Consider the following 19,688-nt stretch of genomic DNA (forward strand, 5'->3'; position numbering starts at 1 on the left):
CCCTGTTAGGTATATTTGCAGAGAATAATAATTCATTTTTTAACTTAAACGATTAAACAGACAAGTATGAGGAAGCATTTACTCATTTTATTCATTACGGTACTAACCTCTGTAGCAGCTTTTGCACAGGTAACTACCAGTAGTTTTTCGGGTATTATTAAAGACTCCAAAGGAGAAACTCTACCCGGCGCTACCATCAGGGCAACACATACGCCCAGCGGAAGTACTTATACTTCTACCACAAACATTAAAGGGCAATTTACATTGCCGGGTGTGCGTGTTGGCGGTCCGTACACAGTGGTTATTTCGTACATAGGTTACGAACCACAAACTTTTACCGGCATTGTGCTAAAATTAGGCGAGCCGTTTTTGTTAAATGTTACCATGAATATGACTGGTACAGCTTTAAAAGAAGTAACAATTAGCAACAAAAAAGAAATCAATGTTGCCAGAGTCGGTGCAAGTACTAACATTAGCAGCCGTATGTTACAAACATTGCCTACCATTAACCGTAGTGTTACCGACTTTACACGTTTAAGCCCGTTAGCAAATGGTAACAGCTTTGCAGGTCGTGATAGCAGGTTAAACAATATTCAGGTTGATGGTGCCAGCTTAAATAACAGCTTTGGTTTATCAACTGATCCATTCCCAGGTGGTGGTGCACAGCCTATCTCTATCGAATCATACGATGAGATCTCAGTTAACGCTGCTCCCGTAGATGTACGTCAGTCTGGTTTTACAGGTGCTGGTATCTACGCAGTAACCAAAAGCGGTACCAACACATTTACAGGTTCGGCTTACGGTTATTACAAAAACCAATCGTACAATGGTACAAGCATTGGTGATAATGATATTTCGAGCAGCTTTGCAAAATCGTCAACCAAAACCTATGGTTTTACCTTGGGTGGTCCGATCATCAAAAACAGAGTATTCTTCTTTGTCAATTACGAAAACACCAAGAGCACAACCCCAGGGTTAGCATATTCGCCAACCAATGGTTCAGGTATAGGAACGGTATCTTTAGCCACAGCGTCTGATCTGCAAAAAGTTTCTGATTACTTGCAGTCAAAATACGGTTATTCTACCGGTGCTTATGATAACTACCCGGCTTTTGCTCCGGCCAATCAAAACTTTTTGGCTAAATTAGATGTTAACATTAATGATAAAAATAAGTTGACGTTAAAATACAGCAATTTATCAGGTACTACCGATAATCAATTAAACGGTACGTCTATACCCAACAGTGCAAACTTTACAGTAACAGGCAAATCGGGCAGTGTAAGTTCATTGCCATATGCTCGTTATAGTAACCAGTCGCTTTCGTTTCAAAACTCAAATTATGGTTTTATAAACAAGGTTAGAACTTATACAGCAGAGTTAAACAGTTCAATAACCAGCAAATTATCAAACCAACTATTATTTGCAGTTACCCAAACTGATACTAAACGTTCATTCCCGGGTGGTGATACTTTCCCAACTATTGATATTTTTCAAAATGGTAGTAACTACATCACAGCAGGTAACGATCCATATACCTTAAATAACGATGTAATTAACAACACAACCAGCATTACCGATAACTTAACGTTTTATGCAGGTAAACACACCATTACTGGTGGTGCTAGTTATGACTACCAATATTTAGGTAACCAGTTTATGCAAGGTGCAGCGGGCTATTACGCTTACAACTCGTTAGATGATTTTTTGAATAACAGAGCACCTGTTTACTTTGCATATACTTACTCTTTAACCCCAGGTGTTTCTGCACCTTATTCGGCTTCGTTAAAAGTTGGTACAGTAGGCTTATATATCCAGGACGAAGTTGCTGTTAATGATAATTTTAAATTGACTTACGGTATCCGTGCCGATAAACCAATTTACCTTGAAGATCCACCGGAAAATCCTCAAATTTCAGCACTACAATTGTTAAACAAAAATGGTGGAACGCAATCATATAACACAGGCAGATGGCCTTCAAACCATTTCCTGTTTTCTCCTCGTGCAGGTTTCAGGTGGAATTTAGCGGATGATAAATCCTTAATTTTACGAGGTGGTGCAGGTGTATTTACAGGTAAAACTCCTTATGTGTACTTAACTAACATGCCAACTAACAGTGGTATGCCACAAAATGGTTCAAACGTTAGTAACGCTACAGCTGCAGGTCAGGCAATCTTAAATCAAATCACTTTGGTTCGTGATCCATCAACCATTGCTGCTCAGTTCCCTGGGTCATTCCCAACGTCATCGGGTACTACAGTACCAACTTCGGGTGCAGTAGTTATTGATCCTAACTATAAATTCCCACAAGTTTTCAGAGCTAACTTAGCTGTAGAAAAAGCATTTGGCGATGGTTATAACTTAACTTTAGAGGGCTTATATACTAAGGATATTAATGCTACCCGTTATATTAACGCTAACTTACGTGCAGCTACAGGCCTTACACAAGAGGGAGACCTTTCTCGCGAACGTTATGTAGGAACAGGTACTGCAACAGTAGCTGCAACCGACAGGTTAATTTACCCAACACTGGGCAATATTTATTTGTTAACCAACTCTAGCGATGGTTACACAGGAGCCTTTACTGCTCAATTGAGCAAAAGCTATGCAAACGGATTCTTTGGATCAATTGCTTATACTTATACAGTTGCTAAGGATGTAAACGCTAACTTGGGTTCAACAGCAGCATCAACTTACTCAGGTAACCCTAATATCGGAACATCAAACGAGGAAGAATTAGGTAACTCTTCTTTCTTTACTCCGCACAGAGTTGTAGCTAACGCATCATACACTATCCGTTACTTAAATCACGGTGCTACTACATTCGGTTTATACTATTCAGGCTCATTAGGTACACCAATAAGCTACACTATTAATGGTGACTTAAACGGTGATGGTAACAGTAATACTGATTTAATGTACATTCCTAAGAATGTTAATGATTTGACATTTGTTCCAACTACAGCTACTGTAAACGGTGTAACTTATACTTACACAGCTGCACAAGAAGCTCAGGCTTTGAATCAGTTTATCAATAACAGTTCTTACTTGAGTAGCCATAGAGGACAATATGCTCAAAGAAATGCAGCATTTGTGCCATGGTTTAATAAAGTTGATTTGAATTTCTTGCAAGATGTTTATATCCAAACCGGTAAAACCAGACATACTTTGCAGTTTAGCGCGGTTATCCAAAACTTTACCAACTTGCTAAACAAGTATTGGGGTGTACAACAAACTACAACCTTTACCAACCCGGTTAAGTTTAACGGTTACGTAAACAACGTACCTACTTACACTTATACCAACTTAAACGGTAAATTGGTTACTAACCCCTATATGGATATGACCAGCAACACTACATGGAGCTTGTTATTAGGTTTAAAATATAAATTTTAATTAATAGTATAAAATTGATCTAAAATTTAAGAAATGATGAAAATGAAAAAATATATAAGTGCTTTTATTATTGCACTGACGACAATAACAATGGTTTCGTGCGATAAGAAGGCAGATGTTGATGCTGTAGCCGCCACACTACCTGGTATCCAGTTATCAAGTGTAGGTATGTTTACTGCCGGGCCATATGCTTTGCCTACCGCGCCTACCTCTAGCGTTCCGTTTCCTGTAAACACCGTTCAAATTTTATTTGGTGCTACAACAACTAATAAAACAGCCGGAGCAATTGATGTGTTTTTTTATGATAATGCAGCATCTACTGTAGTTGTGCAAACCTTGCACTTCAACTCGTTTACTGCCGCCGATTCGTTTAATACACCATCTTACGGTTCAGTTAGTTATACGCCCGTATCTACAAGTTATCCAAACACTTCTATATACCAGGGTTCAATACTTTTAAATATGCCTTATGTTACTACAAAGTATCCTCTTGGCACGCCATTTATTAGCGGCCACGTTTACAACATTAAGGTTACAATTTACAGTACTGATTATACAGCTGCAACAGCTTCAACTACATCTTCTTCTTTCAGTGTAGCTAAACTTTTTGCGATACAATAATTAGCGTTGTTAAAAACTAAAAAAGCCGTTCCAGGATTATCTGGAACGGCTTTTTTTATAGGCGATTTTTTAAAAACGTATTTTATATTATTCCGTGCAACGGCCCGCCTTTAGCGCCAAGCTTATCTACCTTCGCTTCGGTGGCCGCGTCTTTAATTAATGGCGGAGCATGGTGAGGTTTAATGCGGGCATCAATAATGAGCGGCCCTTTACAGCCCCAGTGTTTGTATTGGGTAAAGCTGTTAATGCCATGTATATCGTGCGATGGGTTGCTGCGGGTAAAGGTTACCCAAATAAGGTTGTTAACAGTTTGAGCGGTAAAGCCGGCATCATCACATAATATTAGCAGGGGCAGGCTATCTAAACCGGCGTCTTTTAAGTGGGCGTTTAATATCTCTACCTGTTTAATGGTTTCGCTTTCGCTGGCGTAGGCGGGGGCTTCTACAGCCAATATTCCCGGCAAGGCCATTTTGTAGTTATTGAATGGTCGCGGTAAGCTAAAGGTAGATGGTAATTCCTGCCAAAGCTCTCTGCGTTTATCCCCTGCTACTGCCACTGCAACTTTACTGCCTGCATTTAAGTTGCTGCCGCTATAATCTAAAGTATCAATGGTGGTTTTGGTGTAAAAATGCAGGTCGCTTGTTAAGTCTATGCGCTCCAGTATGTGTTTTAAAAATTTCGGAATATCGTCAACATGTAATGACGGATCGTCCTCCTGTGCGCAAATAAACAGGTATTTAGCCAGGCTTAATTGGTTGCTGCCTAATATGTGGTTGGCTATAGTTAATATTTCTTGCGGTTTGCGGCCACTGAGGTATGGCGTGTAACGCTCGCTGCCAATGGCAAATAAAAGCGGATGTACGCCTGCAGCGTCAACAGCGTTTATTTGATGCAGGCCCGGTATTTCTTTAGGGATAGCAGAACCTGTAATCTCGTGAATAAGCGCGCCGAAACTGGTATCTTCCTGCGGGGGGCGCCCAACTACCGTGAACGACCAGATTGGATTTTTTTTATGATACACCCGGTTTACTCTAAGCAGCGGGAAGGGATGGGTTAGGCTGTAATAGCCCAAATGATCGCCAAAAGGCCCTTCGGGTTTATTTTGCTGCGGCATTACTGTGCCCGTAATTACAAAATCAGCATCGGCTGATATACAGAAACCCTCATCATCGTAAAAATACCTAAACCGGCGATTGCCCAAGGCACCTGCAAAAGTCATCTCGGATAAGCCTTCGGGCAAGGGCATTACGGCTGCCAGGGGGTGCGAGGGCGGTCCACCTACAAATATACTCACTTTTAAAGGTTGCCCTTTTGCGTTGGCCTTGGTTTGGTGTATGCCAATGCCGCGATGCAGTTGGTAGTGTAAACCTATTTCATCGTCTTGCACGTAATCGTTACCGCCCAGTTGTATGCGGTACATGCCCAGGTTGGCATTCATGATGCCGGGTTTATCAATATCCTCGGTATAAACCTGCGGCATGGTTACAAATGGCCCACCGTCCATGGGCCAGTTTATGATTTGCGGAAGCTGGCTGATTTGGGTACGGCCAAAATTAATAGGCGCACCTTTACCGGTTTTCATAGGTAATGCCGATAGCGCAGTTGCCGCCACATTGAGGTATTTAAGCGGGTTTTTAATAGCTTTAATAGGGTCGCCTTTGATATCAACCAGGGTTTTAATTTTGTCAAGGGTATCCCGAAACATAAATTTCGACCTGTCTAAAGTTCCGAATAGATTTGATGCCGCAGGGAAGGGGCTGCCTTTAATGTTTTCGAATAACAGTGCCGGGCCCTGGTTTTCATACACGCGCAGGTGTATGGCGGCCATTTCTAAATAAGGGTCAACCTGTTGTTTAATGCGAATAAGGTGTCCGTTTTGCTCCAGATCGGCAATGCATGATTGTAAGCTTTTGTAACCCATATGTGGCCTTAGTATTTATGCGGTGAAGTTAAAATTAAATAAGCTAATGGGGTAACGTTCGTTTAATTGTGATTAATTGATGATATTTATATATGGGTATCAGCGAAATTTTAACCATCACCATTGTACTTGCTGCTGTTTTTGCTTACATTAACCATAGGCTTATTAAGTGGCCGCCAACCATCGGTATCATGGTGCTATCGCTGGGTACATCTATGGTTTTGGCTGCGCTGGGTAAGGTGCATCCCTTTTTAACAGACAAGGCTTTGCAATTGGCCTCCTCAATTGATTTTAGGGATGTGCTGATGAATTTTATGCTGAGTTTTTTATTATTTGCCGGTGCAATACATATTGATGCCGCTAAGTTAAAAAAACAGGCCTGGCCGGTTTTGCTGTTATCAACCCTGGGCATACTCATATCTACCGTGCTGATAGGTGCCTTTACCTGGTACTTGTTTATTTTGTTTAGCCTGCCTATTCCGTTTATATATTGCCTTTTGTTTGGCGCGCTTATATCGCCAACAGACCCGATAGCCGTTTTGGCGATACTTAAAGAAGCTAAAATTCCCGAATCGCTTGAGGTGAAAATTTCCGGCGAATCGTTATTTAATGATGGTGTTGCTGTAGTTGTATTTATTACCCTATTTGAGGCAGCACGCTCGGGTACGGCAGATGTTTCGGCACTGGCTATCGGGCAACTGTTTTTACAGGAAGCCATAGGCGGTTTACTGTTTGGAGTTGCGCTGGGTTATGTAGGCTATTTTGCCCTCCGTAGCATTGATGATTATAAGGTTGAGGTATTAATAACCCTCGCTATTGTAATGGGAGGCTATTTTGTAGCCGGGCACTTACATGTATCGGGCCCGTTAGCGATGGTTGTTGCGGGTATTATTACCGGGAATAAAGTTAGGGACGGCGCATTATCCGACGTTAGCCGCGATTATTTAGGAAAGTTTTGGGAACTTATTGACGAGATATTGAATGCTATCCTTTTTTTGCTGATAGGATTAGAGATGCTCATTATAAAAATTAGCATAACGGTATTATTAATTGGTGTACTGTCGATAGTATTGGTTTTACTGGCGCGCTGGGTTTCGGTGTTTTTCCCGGTGATGTTGTTGCGCTATAAAATTAAATTCGAAAAGCACGCCATATCTATTTTAACCTGGGGCGGCTTGCGGGGTGGCCTCTCGGTTGCATTGGCACTTTCGTTAACTACGGCCATGCACCGCGACGAATTTGTGCTGATTACCTACGTGGTAGTTGTGTTTTCGATACTGGTGCAGGGCCTAAGCATTGGCAATATTGCACGGCGACTACTGAAAAAGGCACACTAAAATAAATGATGAAAACATTAAAATATATCCCATTACTGTTATTGTTGATGGCCTGCCATCAGCAGCAGGTTAAAACCACAATTGTTACCGATAGTACCAAGGTGGTTACTAAAGTTAGCAGCCCCGTTGATACTAACCTGATAACCCAGCCCTGCGCCGTTGTTATAGAGCCAAGTATTAAGTTGATAGATAAAGTTAAAAAGCGACACCAAAATAAAGAAGACTATAACACTATTGTTGATGACAACGTGTATTACATGTCGCAATCCGAACATTACCTTGATTCGGTTAAAGCAAAAAAGGTTGAGCGCGATTCGGAAGGAGCCATAACGTTTAAAACGTTGCGAGGGCAGACTTACGTGATGAAACTGGATACCATTTTTTTTGGTGTAATGCTATTTAACGGGAAAGGCAAACCAATTATGGCAGATATAACCGATCTGCAAGCCGATTACCAAAAGTACATGAAGGAATAAGTGCCCGTATCAATTATAAACAAACTCGCCGTACTCCGATTGTATGGTTACTTGCTTTTTATCGGCAGCTTCTACATGGCCTATAATCTGTGCATCAATACCGAAACTTTGCGATATTTTTATCAAATCGGCAGCAATGCTTTCGGGCACGTAAAGCTCCATGCGGTGGCCCATGTTAAATACCTTATACATTTCTTGCCAACTGGTTTGCGATTCTTGCTGTATAAGCTTGAACAACGGAGGTGTGGCAAAAAGGTTGTTTTTAATAATATGCAGGTTATCAATAAAATGCAGCACTTTGGTTTGCGCGCCGCCGCTGCAATGTACCATGCCATTTATTTGGCTGCGGTAGCCATCTAAAATGGTTTTAATAACCGGGGCATAGGTACGGGTTGGCGATAGCACCAGTTTGCCCGCGGTAATGTTCTGATTGTTACCGATACTAATTTCATCGGTTAGTTTTTTTGAACCGGAGAATACCAGGTCGGCGGGAACAGCCGGGTCAAAACTTTCGGGATAGTTGTTAGCGATAGATTTATCGAAAACATCGTGCCGTGCTGACGTTAAACCGTTTGAGCCCATGCCTCCATTATATTCGGTTTCGTAAGTTGCCTGGCCGTAAGATGCCAGTCCAACTATTACATCGCCGGGTTGTATGCGGTCGTTTGATATTACGTCGGCGCGTTTCATTCGGCAGGTTACTGTACTATCTACAATAATGGTACGTACCAGGTCGCCAACGTCGGCAGTTTCGCCGCCGGTTGAGTGTATGCCTATGCCTTGCGACCGCAATTCTTCTAAAATTTCTTCGGTACCATTAATAATGGCTGCAATAATATCGCCGTTGATGAGGTTTTTGTTTCGGCCAATGGTTGATGATAATAAGATTCCATCGGTAGCACCAACACAAAGCAAATCGTCCAGATTCATGATAATGGCATCCTGGGCTATGCCTCGCCAAACAGAAATATCGCCGGTTTCTTTCCAATAAGTATACGCTAACGACGATTTGGTACCCGCGCCATCGGCATGCATAATATTGCAATACTCAGGGTCGTTACCCAAAATATCGGGAATAATTTTGCAGAAAGCTTTTGGGAAAATGCCCTTGTCTATTTTTTGTATGGCGCGGTGTACATCATCCTTTGATGCCGATACCCCACGCTGATCGTATCTTTGCGAAGAAACCATGTGGCAAATATAAGGTTTAGCGTCCTAACCCCCTAAAACCACCCGAGAATATTTGCTAACCAATAAATTTTTAACCAACTGTTAAAAATTACCTAAATTGCAAAGCATCTATACATCATTATGTTTAAATCCATTTTTTTAGCTATTAATAACTGGAGGCTTACCCGTAACGGGCAAAAAAACTTTTTACTTTACGGCAGTGCGGTTGTGGGGCTAATAGGCGGGTTAGCAGCGGTGTTGCTAAAATACCTTGTACACTTAATGGAAGATGTAAGCCTTAATATATCGGGCCATTTGTTCCATATCTTATATATATTTTTACCTGCGGTAGGTATTTTACTAACGGTAGCCTATCAGCACTTAATTAACCGCGATAAAATTGAAAAGGGGATAGGCAGCGTTTTAGCTAATGTTAAAACCAACCGCAGCAATATTGCTTTCAATAACATTTACTCGCACTTAATTACCAGTTCGCTAACGGTAGGTTTTGGTGGCTCATCGGGTTTGGAGGCACCCATTGTTTGTACAGGGGCGGCAATAGGTTCAAACACGGGGCAGTTTTTTAGGTTGAGCCCTTTTGAGAAAACTGTGTTGCTGGCATCAGGTTCTGCGGCCGGGATAGCTGCGGTATTTAACAGCCCCATAGCGGGCGTACTGTTTGCCATAGAAATACTCATTGGCGAAATAAGCATACCCACCTTTATACCTTTATTAATAGCAAGTGCTACGGGTGTGGTTGTTGCCAAGGTTTTATACTCGCGCCAATTGTTCCATTTGGTTACCGAAGGTTGGGTTATGGCCGCCATTCCGTTTTATATACTGCTTGGTTTACTCAGCGGGTTGGTTACCGTTTATATTGCCAAAGTTGGTGGAGGCCTTGAAAAAGGAATTCTTAAAAACTATAATCGCTACCAACGGGCCATTGCCGGCGGCCTGATGCTTGGCCTGCTGATATTGATTTTCCCGCCGCTATTAGGCGAAGGTTACCATTACATGCAAGAGGTTTTAAACGGTAATATTGATGCATTAAAAGAGCAATCCTTATTTCCCGATCTGCTATCGCAGCCCTTGGTTATGATACTGTTTATTGCCAGCCTGGTGTTTGTTAAAATTATAGCTGCCGGTATTACTATAGGTTCGGGTGGTAACGGCGGTACTTTTGCACCATCAATGTTTACGGGCGCGTTTTTGGGTTTGCTGGTAGCCTTTACGGTAAACCAAACCGGGTTAATACACCTAAACACCAGTAATTTTATAGCCGTTGGTATGGCCGGAGCCATAAGCGGAGTAATGCACGCGCCACTTACCGCAATATTTTTGATAGCCGAAATTACCGGCGGTTACATTTTGTTTATTCCCTTGATGATTGTTTCGGCCATGTCGTATATCATATCAAGGGCGTTCAATCCGCATAACATGTACTGGCATCATTTAATCACCGAGAAAAACATTCACCCCGGTGCCGACCATAGCATGCTTGATGCCATTAGCCTTAAAAGTATGGTAAACAATGAGTATGCTGTTATTAATAAAGACACCACGCTTAAAATGCTGTTTAAACTGGTTGCCGAAACCACTACCAGTATTTTTGCCGTATTGAGTACAGAAGGCAAGCTTGAAGGCATTGTTTTTTTGAGCGATGTGCGCAAATACATGTTTTCGGTAGCCGACGAAAATATGCCTGTGGCTGATGTAATGGTAATTCCACCAGCCATTATAAACGATAACGAGTCGATAAGCTATGTGATGGATGTGTTTGATACTTACGGCGTATGGCACCTGCCGGTAGTTAAAAACGGACTATTTATAGGCTTTATATCAAAATCGGCACTGTTTGTGCGTTACCGCGAAGTAATGTTAAAACAGCATAAAGAGGCCGATATATTTGCACCGAGGGAAGAGGTGAAGTAAATAACACCGTTATATTAATCGTATAATGAAGGGATAGTCTTTAGCCACAACTCTTAAGTTCTAAGTCAAAAAAATAATCTAACTTTTAACTCAAGACTTAGTACTATTAACTTAACACTACTTATGTTTTATCTCCTCAATTCAGCATCTTCGTAATCAATAGTAATGTCTTCTTCAAAAATTTTGCTGTTATAATCATCATCGTATTTCTGTTTTATTTTCATCAAAATTTCTGTTGTAACATCCATACCACCACCATTTTTTGCATTAATTTTAATCATGTCAATGGTATAAATCGGCCCCCAGGGTAAGCCCCACCAACCAAATAACAACGAGCGTATATTATATGAAAGCCGATACTTTGAAATCTTCTCGCCGGGCTTAATAAAGTGCGGCGAAGAAACCAAACGATAGGTAAAAGCCAAAATAGATACACAATATCCATAAGTTACAATATGGCCACCCCGATGTAAATAGTTATATAAATCGTTCAAGGTAAGCCCTGCGGTATGTTTAATGGCGTAAGTTTTCACAAATAAAAATTACCTTAATACGGGCTTTTAACTGTTAAGGCACCTGCGGGCAACTGGAACAAAGTGTTATCAAGTTTTGCAGCTTTAACCGCGGTGGCGGTGCTTTCAAAACTAAACTGATTGGTATCCATAATTATTTTTAAAGGGATAGCATTCGTTTTGGATATTACGGTGTACCAGTTGCCGTAAGCATGGCCGATATACTGTTTACTATCCGCAGAAATTTTGGTATTGAAGTAATATTTCTGCGTGCCGCTTTTACAATGCAATATCAGTTCGTCGCATTTATAACCTAATATTTCGGCAACGCCTTTATTTATTTCGGTACTCAATACGGTGTCGGCGTAAACGGTAGCATCGTTCCAAAGTATAGCTGCCGAGCTTGAAACTTTGGTGTAAAGTTTTTTGTCGCTTTTATTGTAAAGCTGCCATTGCAGCAATGTACCGTTGGTGGTAGATTTGTAATTACCATCTTTAACCGAATAATTTTGAGTGCTGCCCATCATTTCGCTAAACTTTTCGTCGGTAACATTGGGCAATTTGCTTTTGTAGTTGTTGTGGTAAACAATAGTACCTTCAAAGCTTTGTGCAGCAAGTAATAAACTGCAAAATGAAAGGCAAATTGTGATGATGAAAGATCTCATAAATTATTAATTTGTTATTGAATATTTTAACGGGGATTTAATGAAAGTATGTAATATCGAAAACCCCATTTTGAACTACCTTTTTATTTCCCTGGCTATCAGCGGCTGTAAACGAAAAGTTACCTGCTACAATATATTTAGATTCGTCTAAGGTAGTAAGGGTTAAATTACCTGTATTGGTAGTTGCATCGCAGTAATATAAAGTTGATGTGCTTCCCTGGAAATTGGTAATAATGGCTCCTGCCCGATCGGGAGCGCCATAGGCAAGCAGATTTACAGAATACGGAATGTTAACCTTATCTAAAGGCAAGGGGCCGGTTATTAAACGCACTGTTTGTAAATTGCCGTTATTGTCGGTATAGTTTAAACTAATATTAAAATACCTGTTTACCAAAGATGCTCCGATATAGGTTCGCCAGAAATCGGCAGAAGCACTAACCGTGTTGTTTTTGGAATTTGCGACTACCGGTACATTATTAACCAACCAGCTTGCCGTATTGCTACCGGTAGCAGATGGCGTGGTATCGTTATTGTTTTTTTTGCAGCTTAAAACTATACACGCAATAAACACGACAAAGAAAAGACGTTTCATTTATTAAATTTTGAGAATAAGCTATAAAAGTAAATTTAGAATATTAATAAATTATTACTTAATAAATAATAATTCTCTAAACTTAGGCAATGGCCAAAGGCTGTCTTCAACCAAAAGCTCCAATTTATCAACATGGTAGCGGATGGGTTCAAAATAGCTTTTTACATTTTCGTCATAAGCGATAGATTTTTCGCGGATGTCGTCAATAGCGTTGGCTTTTTTACGTTGCTGCACCATCTCGTCAACATTGTTTTTAATAAAGGTAACGTGGGTGGCTATTCGTTCAATAATATCCAATTGGGCGGCATAGTGTTGCTTATCTAAACCAATTTCTTTGAGGCCCTTTACATTATCAATCAGTTTGCTTTGGTAGGTTATGGCCGTAGGGATAATAACATTGGTAACAAGTTCGCCAATTAAACGGGCTTCTATTTGTAGTTTTTTGTAAAAGCTATCCAGCAATATCTCGTGCCGGGCTTCAGATTCGCGCTTGGTGTAAACACCTGTTTCTTCAAAAAGCTTTTCAACTTTTTCGGTCAACAAAACATCAAGTGCCTTTGGTGTAGTTTTAATGTTGGATAGGCCTCGCTTTGCGGCCTCTTTTTCCCATTCGTCGCTATAGCCATTGCCCTCAAAACGGATGGATTTCGATTCTTTAATGTATTTTTTAATTACCGTAAGTAAGGCAATATCTTTTTTCTCACCTTTTTTTATCAGTTTATCAACCTCAACCTTAAATTTTTTAAGCTGGTCGGCAACTATAAGGTTCAAAATAGTCATCGGGCTTGATGAGTTGGCCGACGAGCCCACGGCGCGCAACTCAAATTTATTACCTGTAAAGGCAAATGGCGACGTACGGTTACGGTCGGTATTGTCGCGTAAAATTTGCGGTATTTTGGGGATGCCCTGCCATAGCAACGCATCTTCTTTTATTTTTTTGCTGATGCGTGATGTTTCTATCTCATCTAAAACATCGCTTAACTGGCTGCCTAAAAAAATAGAGATAATAGCAGGAGGGGCCTCGTTAGCTCCAAGCCTGTGGTCGTTACTTACCGATGCGATAGACGCGCGCAAAAGATCTGCATACTCGTGTACGGCCCTTATGGTGTTTACAAAAAAGGTTAAAAACATGAGGTTGTTTTTAGGCGTTTTGCCCGGCGACAATAAGTTTTTACCCGTATTGGTTATCATGCTCCAGTTGTTGTGCTTGCCCGAGCCGTTAATGCCCGCGTAAGGTTTTTCGTGCAGAAGAACTTTAAAGTTATGGCGCTTGGCAACCTTGTCCATCACGTCCATTAATAGCTGATTGTGATCGATAGCTAAATTAATCTCTTCGTAAACAGGCGCGCATTCAAATTGCGAAGGGGCAACCTCGTTATGGCGGGTTTTTAATGGGATGCCCAACTTTAAGGCTTCGGTTTCCATATCAAGCATAAAGGCGTATACGCGCTCGGGGATAGAGCCAAAATAGTGATCTTCCAATTGCTGGCCTTTGGCAGATTCGTGACCGAATAGGGTACGGCCCGTTAAATAAAGATCGGGCCGGGCATTAAACAGCGCAAGGTCAACCAAAAAGTACTCTTGCTCAATACCTAACGATGCATTTACCTTTTCAACGCTTTTATCAAAATAGTTGCAAACATCAACAGCAGCTTTATCTAAAGCATTTAATGCCTTTAATAAAGGTGCCTTGTAATCAAGTGCTTCGCCCGTGTATGATACAAATACGGTTGGGATACACAAAGTTTTGCCGGTATTACTCTCTATAATGAAGGCCGGCGACGATGGATCCCAGGCGGTATAGCCCCGCGCCTCAAATGTATTACGAATGCCGCCGTTAGGGAAGCTTGAGGCATCTGGCTCCTGCTGGGCCAATGCATCGCCCGAGAAACGCTCAATTGCCGATCCATCAGCAGCGGGTTCAAAAAAGGCGTCGTGTTTTTCGGCTGTGGTGCCGGTTAGCGGCTGAAACCAATGTGTATAATGTGTGGCGCCCTTGCTCATTGCCCACGATTTCATGGCCGATGCAACTTGCTCGGCCATATCGCGCGGAATGGGTTCGCCTATCTCAATAGCACTTACAATACTTTGATAAGCATCCTTAGATAAAAAATCCATCATTTTCTTTTTATCGAAAACATTTGAGCCAAAAAAATCTGAAATTTTAGCTCCGGATACCTTTACTTCCGGAATTGTGCGGGTTAACACCGCTTGTAAGGCCTGAAATCTGATGTTTGACATAGTTTATAGCTAAAGTTGTTGCTTTTTTTCATCAAAAATATAAAACTCCTTATAACCAACGCGTTTTTTGAATAAAAATAGTGTAGATTAAAAAGCAGTCCATTTTTGAACTTTTTTCTAAATAAATTGAATTTTTTTACTGATTGCTATTGGTTTTTTAAAAAATTACTCATAATTTCATCAAATCATTCAAATAATCATATGATTTATTAAAAACAGATTAAAATTTAAGGGATAAATAAAAAAATCTCTATGAAATCTATCAATTTTGTGATATATTAATTAAAATTGCAATTATAAATCGGAAGAATAGGAATAAAACCAGTAACTCACTTAACAATCAAACTAAATAACAAACATTATGAATTTAAAAATTGACAAAAACAAATTGCTCGGGCTCAATTTGTTTAAAGGCAGCGGAGGGGAAGCATCTCCTTCCAGATTCCCAACCATTTCTGCGGAAAAATGGAAACTGGGGATAACCATTTTCTCAGGAAAAATTTTGGGATTGATGCTGGTATTGTTTGCCATGGTTACCATCCCTGGTTTACTTACTTCGCATGCAAGTGCTGCTGCGGCTGCTCCAACTCCAACCGCTATCGAAACTAACATCATGAACTCTATCAACACCACATGGACGTTGGTTGCTGCATTTTTGGTATTCGGTATGCAAGCTGGTTTCGTAATGCTTGAGGCCGGGTTTGCCCGTACTAAAGAAACCGTTAACGTATTAATGGAGTGTATTTTTGATACATGCCTTTGCGGTATCCTTTTCTGGGCTATTGGTTATGCCTTTATGTTTGGTTGGGGAAATGGTTTTATAGGCTGGCACGGCGATCCTGCCGGTAAAATTGCCGGTTCATGGTTCTTCCTGTCAAACATTCCCGAAACTTATGGTGCAACGGGTATTCCTATTTTAGCACACTGGATTTTTCAATATGCCTTTGCTGATACTTGCTCTACCATCGTATCTGGTGCGATGATTGGCCGTACAAGCTTCCGTGGCGATATTATTTATTCTATCGGTATCACAGGCTTTATTTATCCAATAATTGGCCACTGGGCCTGGGGACCTGATGGTTTCTTAGCGTTAATGGGTAGCAAAGGTGGTTTCTTTGAAGCGTTAGGCACCGGTTTCCGCGATTTTGCCGGATCAACCGTTGTACACACCATAGGCGGTATTGCATCGCTTGCAGGTGCTATTGTATTAGGCCCGCGCTTTGGCAGAATATTTGCCCGCGATGATAAAGCTAAAGGTGGTATGCCGCCTCCGCATAACTTAACGCTAGCCGCTATAGGTGGTTTTATTTTATGGTTTGGCTGGTACGGCTTTAACCCTGGTAGCTCACTATCAGCAATGGATATGCAAGGTATTGGCCGTATAGCCGCCAACACTACATTAGCTGCCTGCGGTGGTGGTATGGCTGCAATGTTTATTGCGTTATGGTTTGGCCCAACAAGAGGTAAATTTGATTTAGGTTATACCATTAACGGTTTCCTTGCAGGTTTGGTAGCTATCACCTGCCCTTGCTACTGGGTTAGCCCGGGTGGCGCTATACTTTTAGGTTTAGTTGCCGGTGTATTAACTTACATATTTATGAACGTTGTTGAATGGTTTAGAATTGACGATCCAGTTGGAGCGGTAACTGTTCACGGTATTAACGGTATATGGGGTACATTATCATTAGGCTTATTTGCTTGTGGTAAATATGGTGCAACCGGCCCAACAGGTGCCGATAATTCTGCCCCGGTTGCTGGTTTATTTTATGGCGGTGGTTTCCAGGTGTTGGAAGCGCAGGCTATAGGTAGCTTTATTATCACTGCTGCTACATTTGTAGTATGTATTGTAATGATGTTTATCATTATGAAATTACCTCACCCTTGGAGCTTGCGCGTACCTGTTGAAGCAGAAACCGGCCCGGGTGGCCTGGATATGTTTGAGCACGGTACAGGTGCATATCCCGACATTGTTGACGAAGATATTGACCTTGCAAAATTGAGTGCTCCAGAACTTGTTAAGTAATTAAATAACAAGTATTCAAAAATTTCTCAAAACACCTACCATATTGATGCATTACTATATCAATATGGTAGGTCATAAAATTAACTGACCATTTTATTTACTTTTTAAATTGATGATTAATAACCAATTATCTCTATAGGCTATTTATTGGCATTAAAATAGGGAATTGGTAAAAATGAAAGATAAAAAAAACTTACAAAACAATCACTCACACAATTCAATCAAACCACAATTAAAAATCATGAAATCAAAACTATTACTTATTACTGCCCTTGTTGTATCGGGTTTTGCAGTTAAAGCGCAAGACACGATAAAAGTTACAGGTGATGCCCCGCTGGTTATTTCGGGATCTGTTGATACTTACTTTAAGTACGATTTTGCAGGTAAAAAAATTGCCAACATCCCAACCAGCTTTGCTAACGAGCAAAACTCCCTTTCGATAGGTATGGTTGACCTTGGTATCAAAAAAACAGTAGGTAAAGCATCATTTGTAGGCGAAGTATCTTTCGGTCCACGTTCTGATGCATCAATTCCAACCCCTGGAAACCACATCCAAAATTTATATGTAAGCTACAACTTTACCGATAAATTTAATGTTACCGGTGGTTACATGGCTACATTTGTTGGTTACGAAGTAATTGCACCTACAGGCAACTTTAACTACTCAACTTCGTATTTATTTACCAATGGCCCGTTCCAAAATGCAGGTGTTAAATTTACTTATGCCTTTACTGATAAAGTAAGCTTAATGGCCGGTGTGTTTAACGATGCCTGGAATGCTTACCAATCGGTAAATGATTTTTCAACCTTTGGTGCACAGTTAACTGTAACTCCGGTTAAAGGTTGGACTGCTTACTTAAACTTAGTAACCGGTTCGTACTCTGGTACCGAATTTGATTTAACTACTGCTTACCAAATTACTGATGCCTTTAAATTAGGCTTAAACGCTGCCGATTTTTCATCTCCTAAATGGGCTTTAGGCGCAACCAGTGGTGCAACCGGTGGCTTCACAGGTGTTGCATTGTATCCACAATTGGCAGTATCTAAAGCAGTTGTATTAGGTTTACGTGGTGAGTACTTTAAAACTAAAACCGGAACATTCTCTTTAGCGTCTACTCCTGCTCCGGGCGAATCTGTAACTGCATTTACACTTACAGCTAACATCAAATCTGGTCCGTTAACTTTCATACCAGAAGTTAGATTGGATAATGGTTCACAAAAAATGTTTAAAGACAGCAATTTAGCTGCAACAAAAAGCGCTTCGCAATTTGCACTTGCTGCTGTTTACGCATTCTAATCAAAACAAAAATTATTCTTAATTTTATAAGCCGTTCCGATGATTATCGGGACGGCTTTATTATATCATATGAACAAGATATTAGCTTTGATTTGTTGCCTGGTGGTGGGTAAAGCGAGCTTTGCACAAAAAGATTCGTTAGCTTTTGACGATAAGGGCAAGTATATTTACTACAAAGTAGTTAATATGGATACCTATAGTGCCGATACCCTGTATAACAGGAGCTTGCATTTTTTTGAAGGCATCAGCACCGATAAAACCTTTACCCTTACCCAACAGGATGCTAAAAACGCGGTAATATCAGGTTCGGGTTTTTTTATAGTGCATAAACAATCGTTGGCAAAGCACCCGGATGGGCAGGTAGCCTACCTGTTAAAAATGGAAATAAAAGAAGGCAAATACAGGTTTTGGCTAACCAACTTAACTTACCGGCCTTATGTAAGAGATAGATATACAAATTACGTTGCAGATAAGAATGTTGATTTTGCACTCGAAAAATCATCCAAGAATATAACCGATAAAGATCTTTCGCTATTTTTAGATCAGTTTGCAACTTCGGCCCGCCAATTGGGCGATAAGTTAAAAAAGTACGTTAGCACCCAGCATAGTAAGGTGATAAAAAAGGAATTGGAAAAAAAAGTAATACATATTGATAAGTGGTAAAAACAGTAATGTTGAATGCCACATTGTAGTAAACACCGTTAATTTTTGATAAATAATAGCAAACCGTATGCTTAACTCAAAATTCGACATTAATAGTCCGGAATGGATTGAACGGGTTTTTGAGAACCGTAATAAAAGTTATGGTGCTTACGACTTGCGGAAGCACTATGCACTTAACCTATTTAAGGCTTTTGCCATAACCATAGTATCTATTGCAGTAATAGTTTTGGTAACATCATTATTGATGGATAAAGTACCTGCATCTGTTAATATCAAAAAGGGTGCTGTTTCGGTTACCGATAAACAGCTTAAAATTAAGCTCGATGATGCAAAGCCTGAAATAGATAAAAAGAGTAAAATATTAGCCCCGGCAACCGTGCATGGGCATAATAATATAGTGGAACAAGTTTTAGATAGCCGCGCCGTTGAAATTAAGCCAATGCCTGTTGGCGGAGTAGAAGCCTGGGTTAAGTTTTTAGAGAATAATTTACGCTACCCGCCGGAGGCCAAACAACAGCGGATAACAGGAAGTGTATTAATGAGTTTTATTGTTGAGCGCGACGGCCACATCTCAAATATATTGGTTAGCCGCCCGGCTGGCCATGGTTTTGACCAGGAAGCGTTACGGGTTTTAAAGCTATCGCCCATATGGGCCGCAGGCATGCAAGGTGGGCAAACCGTGCGTGTTAAATACATTTTGCCTATTAATTTTAATATTGAGCATAGATAGGAGATAGAATCTAGAGCAAAGAAAATCAGAATCAAGAGGCGAGAATCAAGAGCCAAGATGCAAATCTCGTCATTCAAATATAATAATAAAGGGGGATAGCAAATATTTACAATTG

At 40.7% G+C, this 19,688-nt stretch carries 15 protein-coding genes; 9 read left to right on the forward strand and 6 right to left on the reverse strand.

The genetic code is table 11. The features are described 5' to 3' along the window. The first annotated feature begins 66 nt into the window (after positions 1-66). The gene (locus BDD43_RS12305) at positions 67-3,393 is read left to right on the forward strand and encodes a TonB-dependent receptor (protein WP_121197954.1); all 3,327 of its coding nucleotides are present in this window, start codon (positions 67-69) and stop codon (positions 3,391-3,393) included. Positions 3,394-3,435: 42 nt separating this feature from the next. Next, positions 3,436-4,014, forward strand: a complete 579-nt coding sequence (locus BDD43_RS12310) for a hypothetical protein (protein ID WP_147425625.1) — start codon at positions 3,436-3,438, stop codon at positions 4,012-4,014. A gap of 82 nt (positions 4,015-4,096) precedes the next feature. Here the strand turns inward: BDD43_RS12310 and BDD43_RS12315 are convergent, their stop codons facing one another. Then, positions 4,097-5,935, reverse strand: a complete 1,839-nt coding sequence (locus BDD43_RS12315) for a UbiD family decarboxylase (RefSeq protein ID WP_121197956.1) — start codon at positions 5,933-5,935, stop codon at positions 4,097-4,099. A gap of 92 nt (positions 5,936-6,027) precedes the next feature. Between BDD43_RS12315 and BDD43_RS12320 the strand changes: the two genes are divergently transcribed. Both BDD43_RS12320 and BDD43_RS12325 read left to right on the forward strand, forming a co-directional pair. Next, entirely contained in the window at positions 6,028-7,272 is a 1,245-nt protein-coding gene (locus BDD43_RS12320) for a cation:proton antiporter (protein WP_121197957.1), read from the forward strand. Between the two features lie 5 nt (positions 7,273-7,277). After that, positions 7,278-7,748, forward strand: coding sequence for a hypothetical protein (locus BDD43_RS12325; RefSeq protein WP_121197958.1), 471 nt, complete (start codon positions 7,278-7,280; stop codon positions 7,746-7,748). A 9-nt stretch (positions 7,749-7,757) separates the two neighbouring features. Here BDD43_RS12325 and BDD43_RS12330 read toward each other — a convergent pair whose 3' ends face one another. Then, positions 7,758-8,939 carry an AIR synthase related protein gene (locus tag BDD43_RS12330; protein WP_121197959.1) on the reverse strand — a complete coding sequence of 394 codons (1,182 nt, stop codon included), beginning with the start codon at positions 8,937-8,939 and terminating at the stop codon, positions 7,758-7,760. 120 nt (positions 8,940-9,059) lie between these two features. On the opposite strand from BDD43_RS12330, the gene BDD43_RS12335 reads away from it, so the two are divergent. Then, positions 9,060-10,850, forward strand: coding sequence for a chloride channel protein (locus BDD43_RS12335; RefSeq protein ID WP_121197960.1), 1,791 nt, complete (start codon positions 9,060-9,062; stop codon positions 10,848-10,850). Positions 10,851-10,978: 128 nt separating this feature from the next. Here BDD43_RS12335 and BDD43_RS12340 read toward each other — a convergent pair whose 3' ends face one another. Genes BDD43_RS12340 through BDD43_RS12355 form a run of 4 tightly spaced genes read right to left on the reverse strand, consistent with a single transcriptional unit; the run spans position 10,979 to position 14,860 of the window. Beyond that, entirely contained in the window at positions 10,979-11,383 is a 405-nt protein-coding gene (locus BDD43_RS12340) for a hypothetical protein (protein WP_121197961.1), read from the reverse strand. A gap of 14 nt (positions 11,384-11,397) precedes the next feature. After that, complete coding sequence (locus BDD43_RS12345; RefSeq protein ID WP_121197962.1) at positions 11,398-12,027, reverse strand: hypothetical protein; 630 nt, start codon at positions 12,025-12,027, stop codon at positions 11,398-11,400. Between the two features lie 37 nt (positions 12,028-12,064). Beyond that, entirely contained in the window at positions 12,065-12,619 is a 555-nt protein-coding gene (locus tag BDD43_RS12350; protein ID WP_121197963.1) for a hypothetical protein, read from the reverse strand. 54 nt (positions 12,620-12,673) lie between these two features. Beyond that, positions 12,674-14,860 carry a glutamine synthetase III family protein gene (locus BDD43_RS12355; protein WP_121197964.1) on the reverse strand — a complete coding sequence of 729 codons (2,187 nt, stop codon included), beginning with the start codon at positions 14,858-14,860 and terminating at the stop codon, positions 12,674-12,676. Between the two features lie 361 nt (positions 14,861-15,221). On the opposite strand from BDD43_RS12355, the gene BDD43_RS12360 reads away from it, so the two are divergent. The 4 genes from BDD43_RS12360 (at position 15,222) to BDD43_RS12375 (ending at position 19,573) form a co-directional block, all read left to right on the forward strand. Beyond that, entirely contained in the window at positions 15,222-16,883 is a 1,662-nt protein-coding gene (locus BDD43_RS12360) for an ammonium transporter (RefSeq protein WP_121197965.1), read from the forward strand. 241 nt (positions 16,884-17,124) lie between these two features. Next, a complete protein-coding gene (locus tag BDD43_RS12365; protein ID WP_121201972.1) occupies positions 17,125-18,180 on the forward strand; it encodes a porin in 1,056 nt (351 codons plus the stop codon). Positions 18,181-18,249: 69 nt separating this feature from the next. Next, positions 18,250-18,843, forward strand: a complete 594-nt coding sequence (locus tag BDD43_RS12370; protein ID WP_162847057.1) for a DUF4468 domain-containing protein — start codon at positions 18,250-18,252, stop codon at positions 18,841-18,843. 67 nt (positions 18,844-18,910) lie between these two features. Then, complete coding sequence (locus BDD43_RS12375) at positions 18,911-19,573, forward strand: energy transducer TonB (RefSeq protein ID WP_121197967.1); 663 nt, start codon at positions 18,911-18,913, stop codon at positions 19,571-19,573. The last annotated feature ends 115 nt before the right edge of the window (positions 19,574-19,688 follow it).

This window comes from Mucilaginibacter gracilis (genome assembly GCF_003633615.1).
Classification (GTDB): Bacteria; Bacteroidota; Bacteroidia; order Sphingobacteriales; family Sphingobacteriaceae; genus Mucilaginibacter; species Mucilaginibacter gracilis.

Coding starts and splice junctions, on each gene's coding strand:
- BDD43_RS12345 (WP_121197962.1), bottom strand. CDS start 12,027: ATGAGATCTTTCATCATCACAATTTGCCTTTCATTTTGCAGTTTATTA.
- BDD43_RS12365 (WP_121201972.1), top strand. CDS start 17,125: ATGAAATCAAAACTATTACTTATTACTGCCCTTGTTGTATCGGGTTTT.
- BDD43_RS12310 (WP_147425625.1), top strand. CDS start 3,436: ATGAAAAAATATATAAGTGCTTTTATTATTGCACTGACGACAATAACA.
- BDD43_RS12350 (WP_121197963.1), bottom strand. CDS start 12,619: ATGAAACGTCTTTTCTTTGTCGTGTTTATTGCGTGTATAGTTTTAAGC.
- BDD43_RS12335 (WP_121197960.1), top strand. CDS start 9,060: ATGTTTAAATCCATTTTTTTAGCTATTAATAACTGGAGGCTTACCCGT.
- BDD43_RS12305 (WP_121197954.1), top strand. CDS start 67: ATGAGGAAGCATTTACTCATTTTATTCATTACGGTACTAACCTCTGTA.
- BDD43_RS12360 (WP_121197965.1), top strand. CDS start 15,222: ATGAATTTAAAAATTGACAAAAACAAATTGCTCGGGCTCAATTTGTTT.
- BDD43_RS12375 (WP_121197967.1), top strand. CDS start 18,911: ATGCTTAACTCAAAATTCGACATTAATAGTCCGGAATGGATTGAACGG.
- BDD43_RS12370 (WP_162847057.1), top strand. CDS start 18,250: ATGAACAAGATATTAGCTTTGATTTGTTGCCTGGTGGTGGGTAAAGCG.
- BDD43_RS12320 (WP_121197957.1), top strand. CDS start 6,028: ATGGGTATCAGCGAAATTTTAACCATCACCATTGTACTTGCTGCTGTT.
- BDD43_RS12355 (WP_121197964.1), bottom strand. CDS start 14,860: ATGTCAAACATCAGATTTCAGGCCTTACAAGCGGTGTTAACCCGCACA.
- BDD43_RS12330 (WP_121197959.1), bottom strand. CDS start 8,939: ATGGTTTCTTCGCAAAGATACGATCAGCGTGGGGTATCGGCATCAAAG.
- BDD43_RS12315 (WP_121197956.1), bottom strand. CDS start 5,935: ATGGGTTACAAAAGCTTACAATCATGCATTGCCGATCTGGAGCAAAAC.
- BDD43_RS12325 (WP_121197958.1), top strand. CDS start 7,278: ATGATGAAAACATTAAAATATATCCCATTACTGTTATTGTTGATGGCC.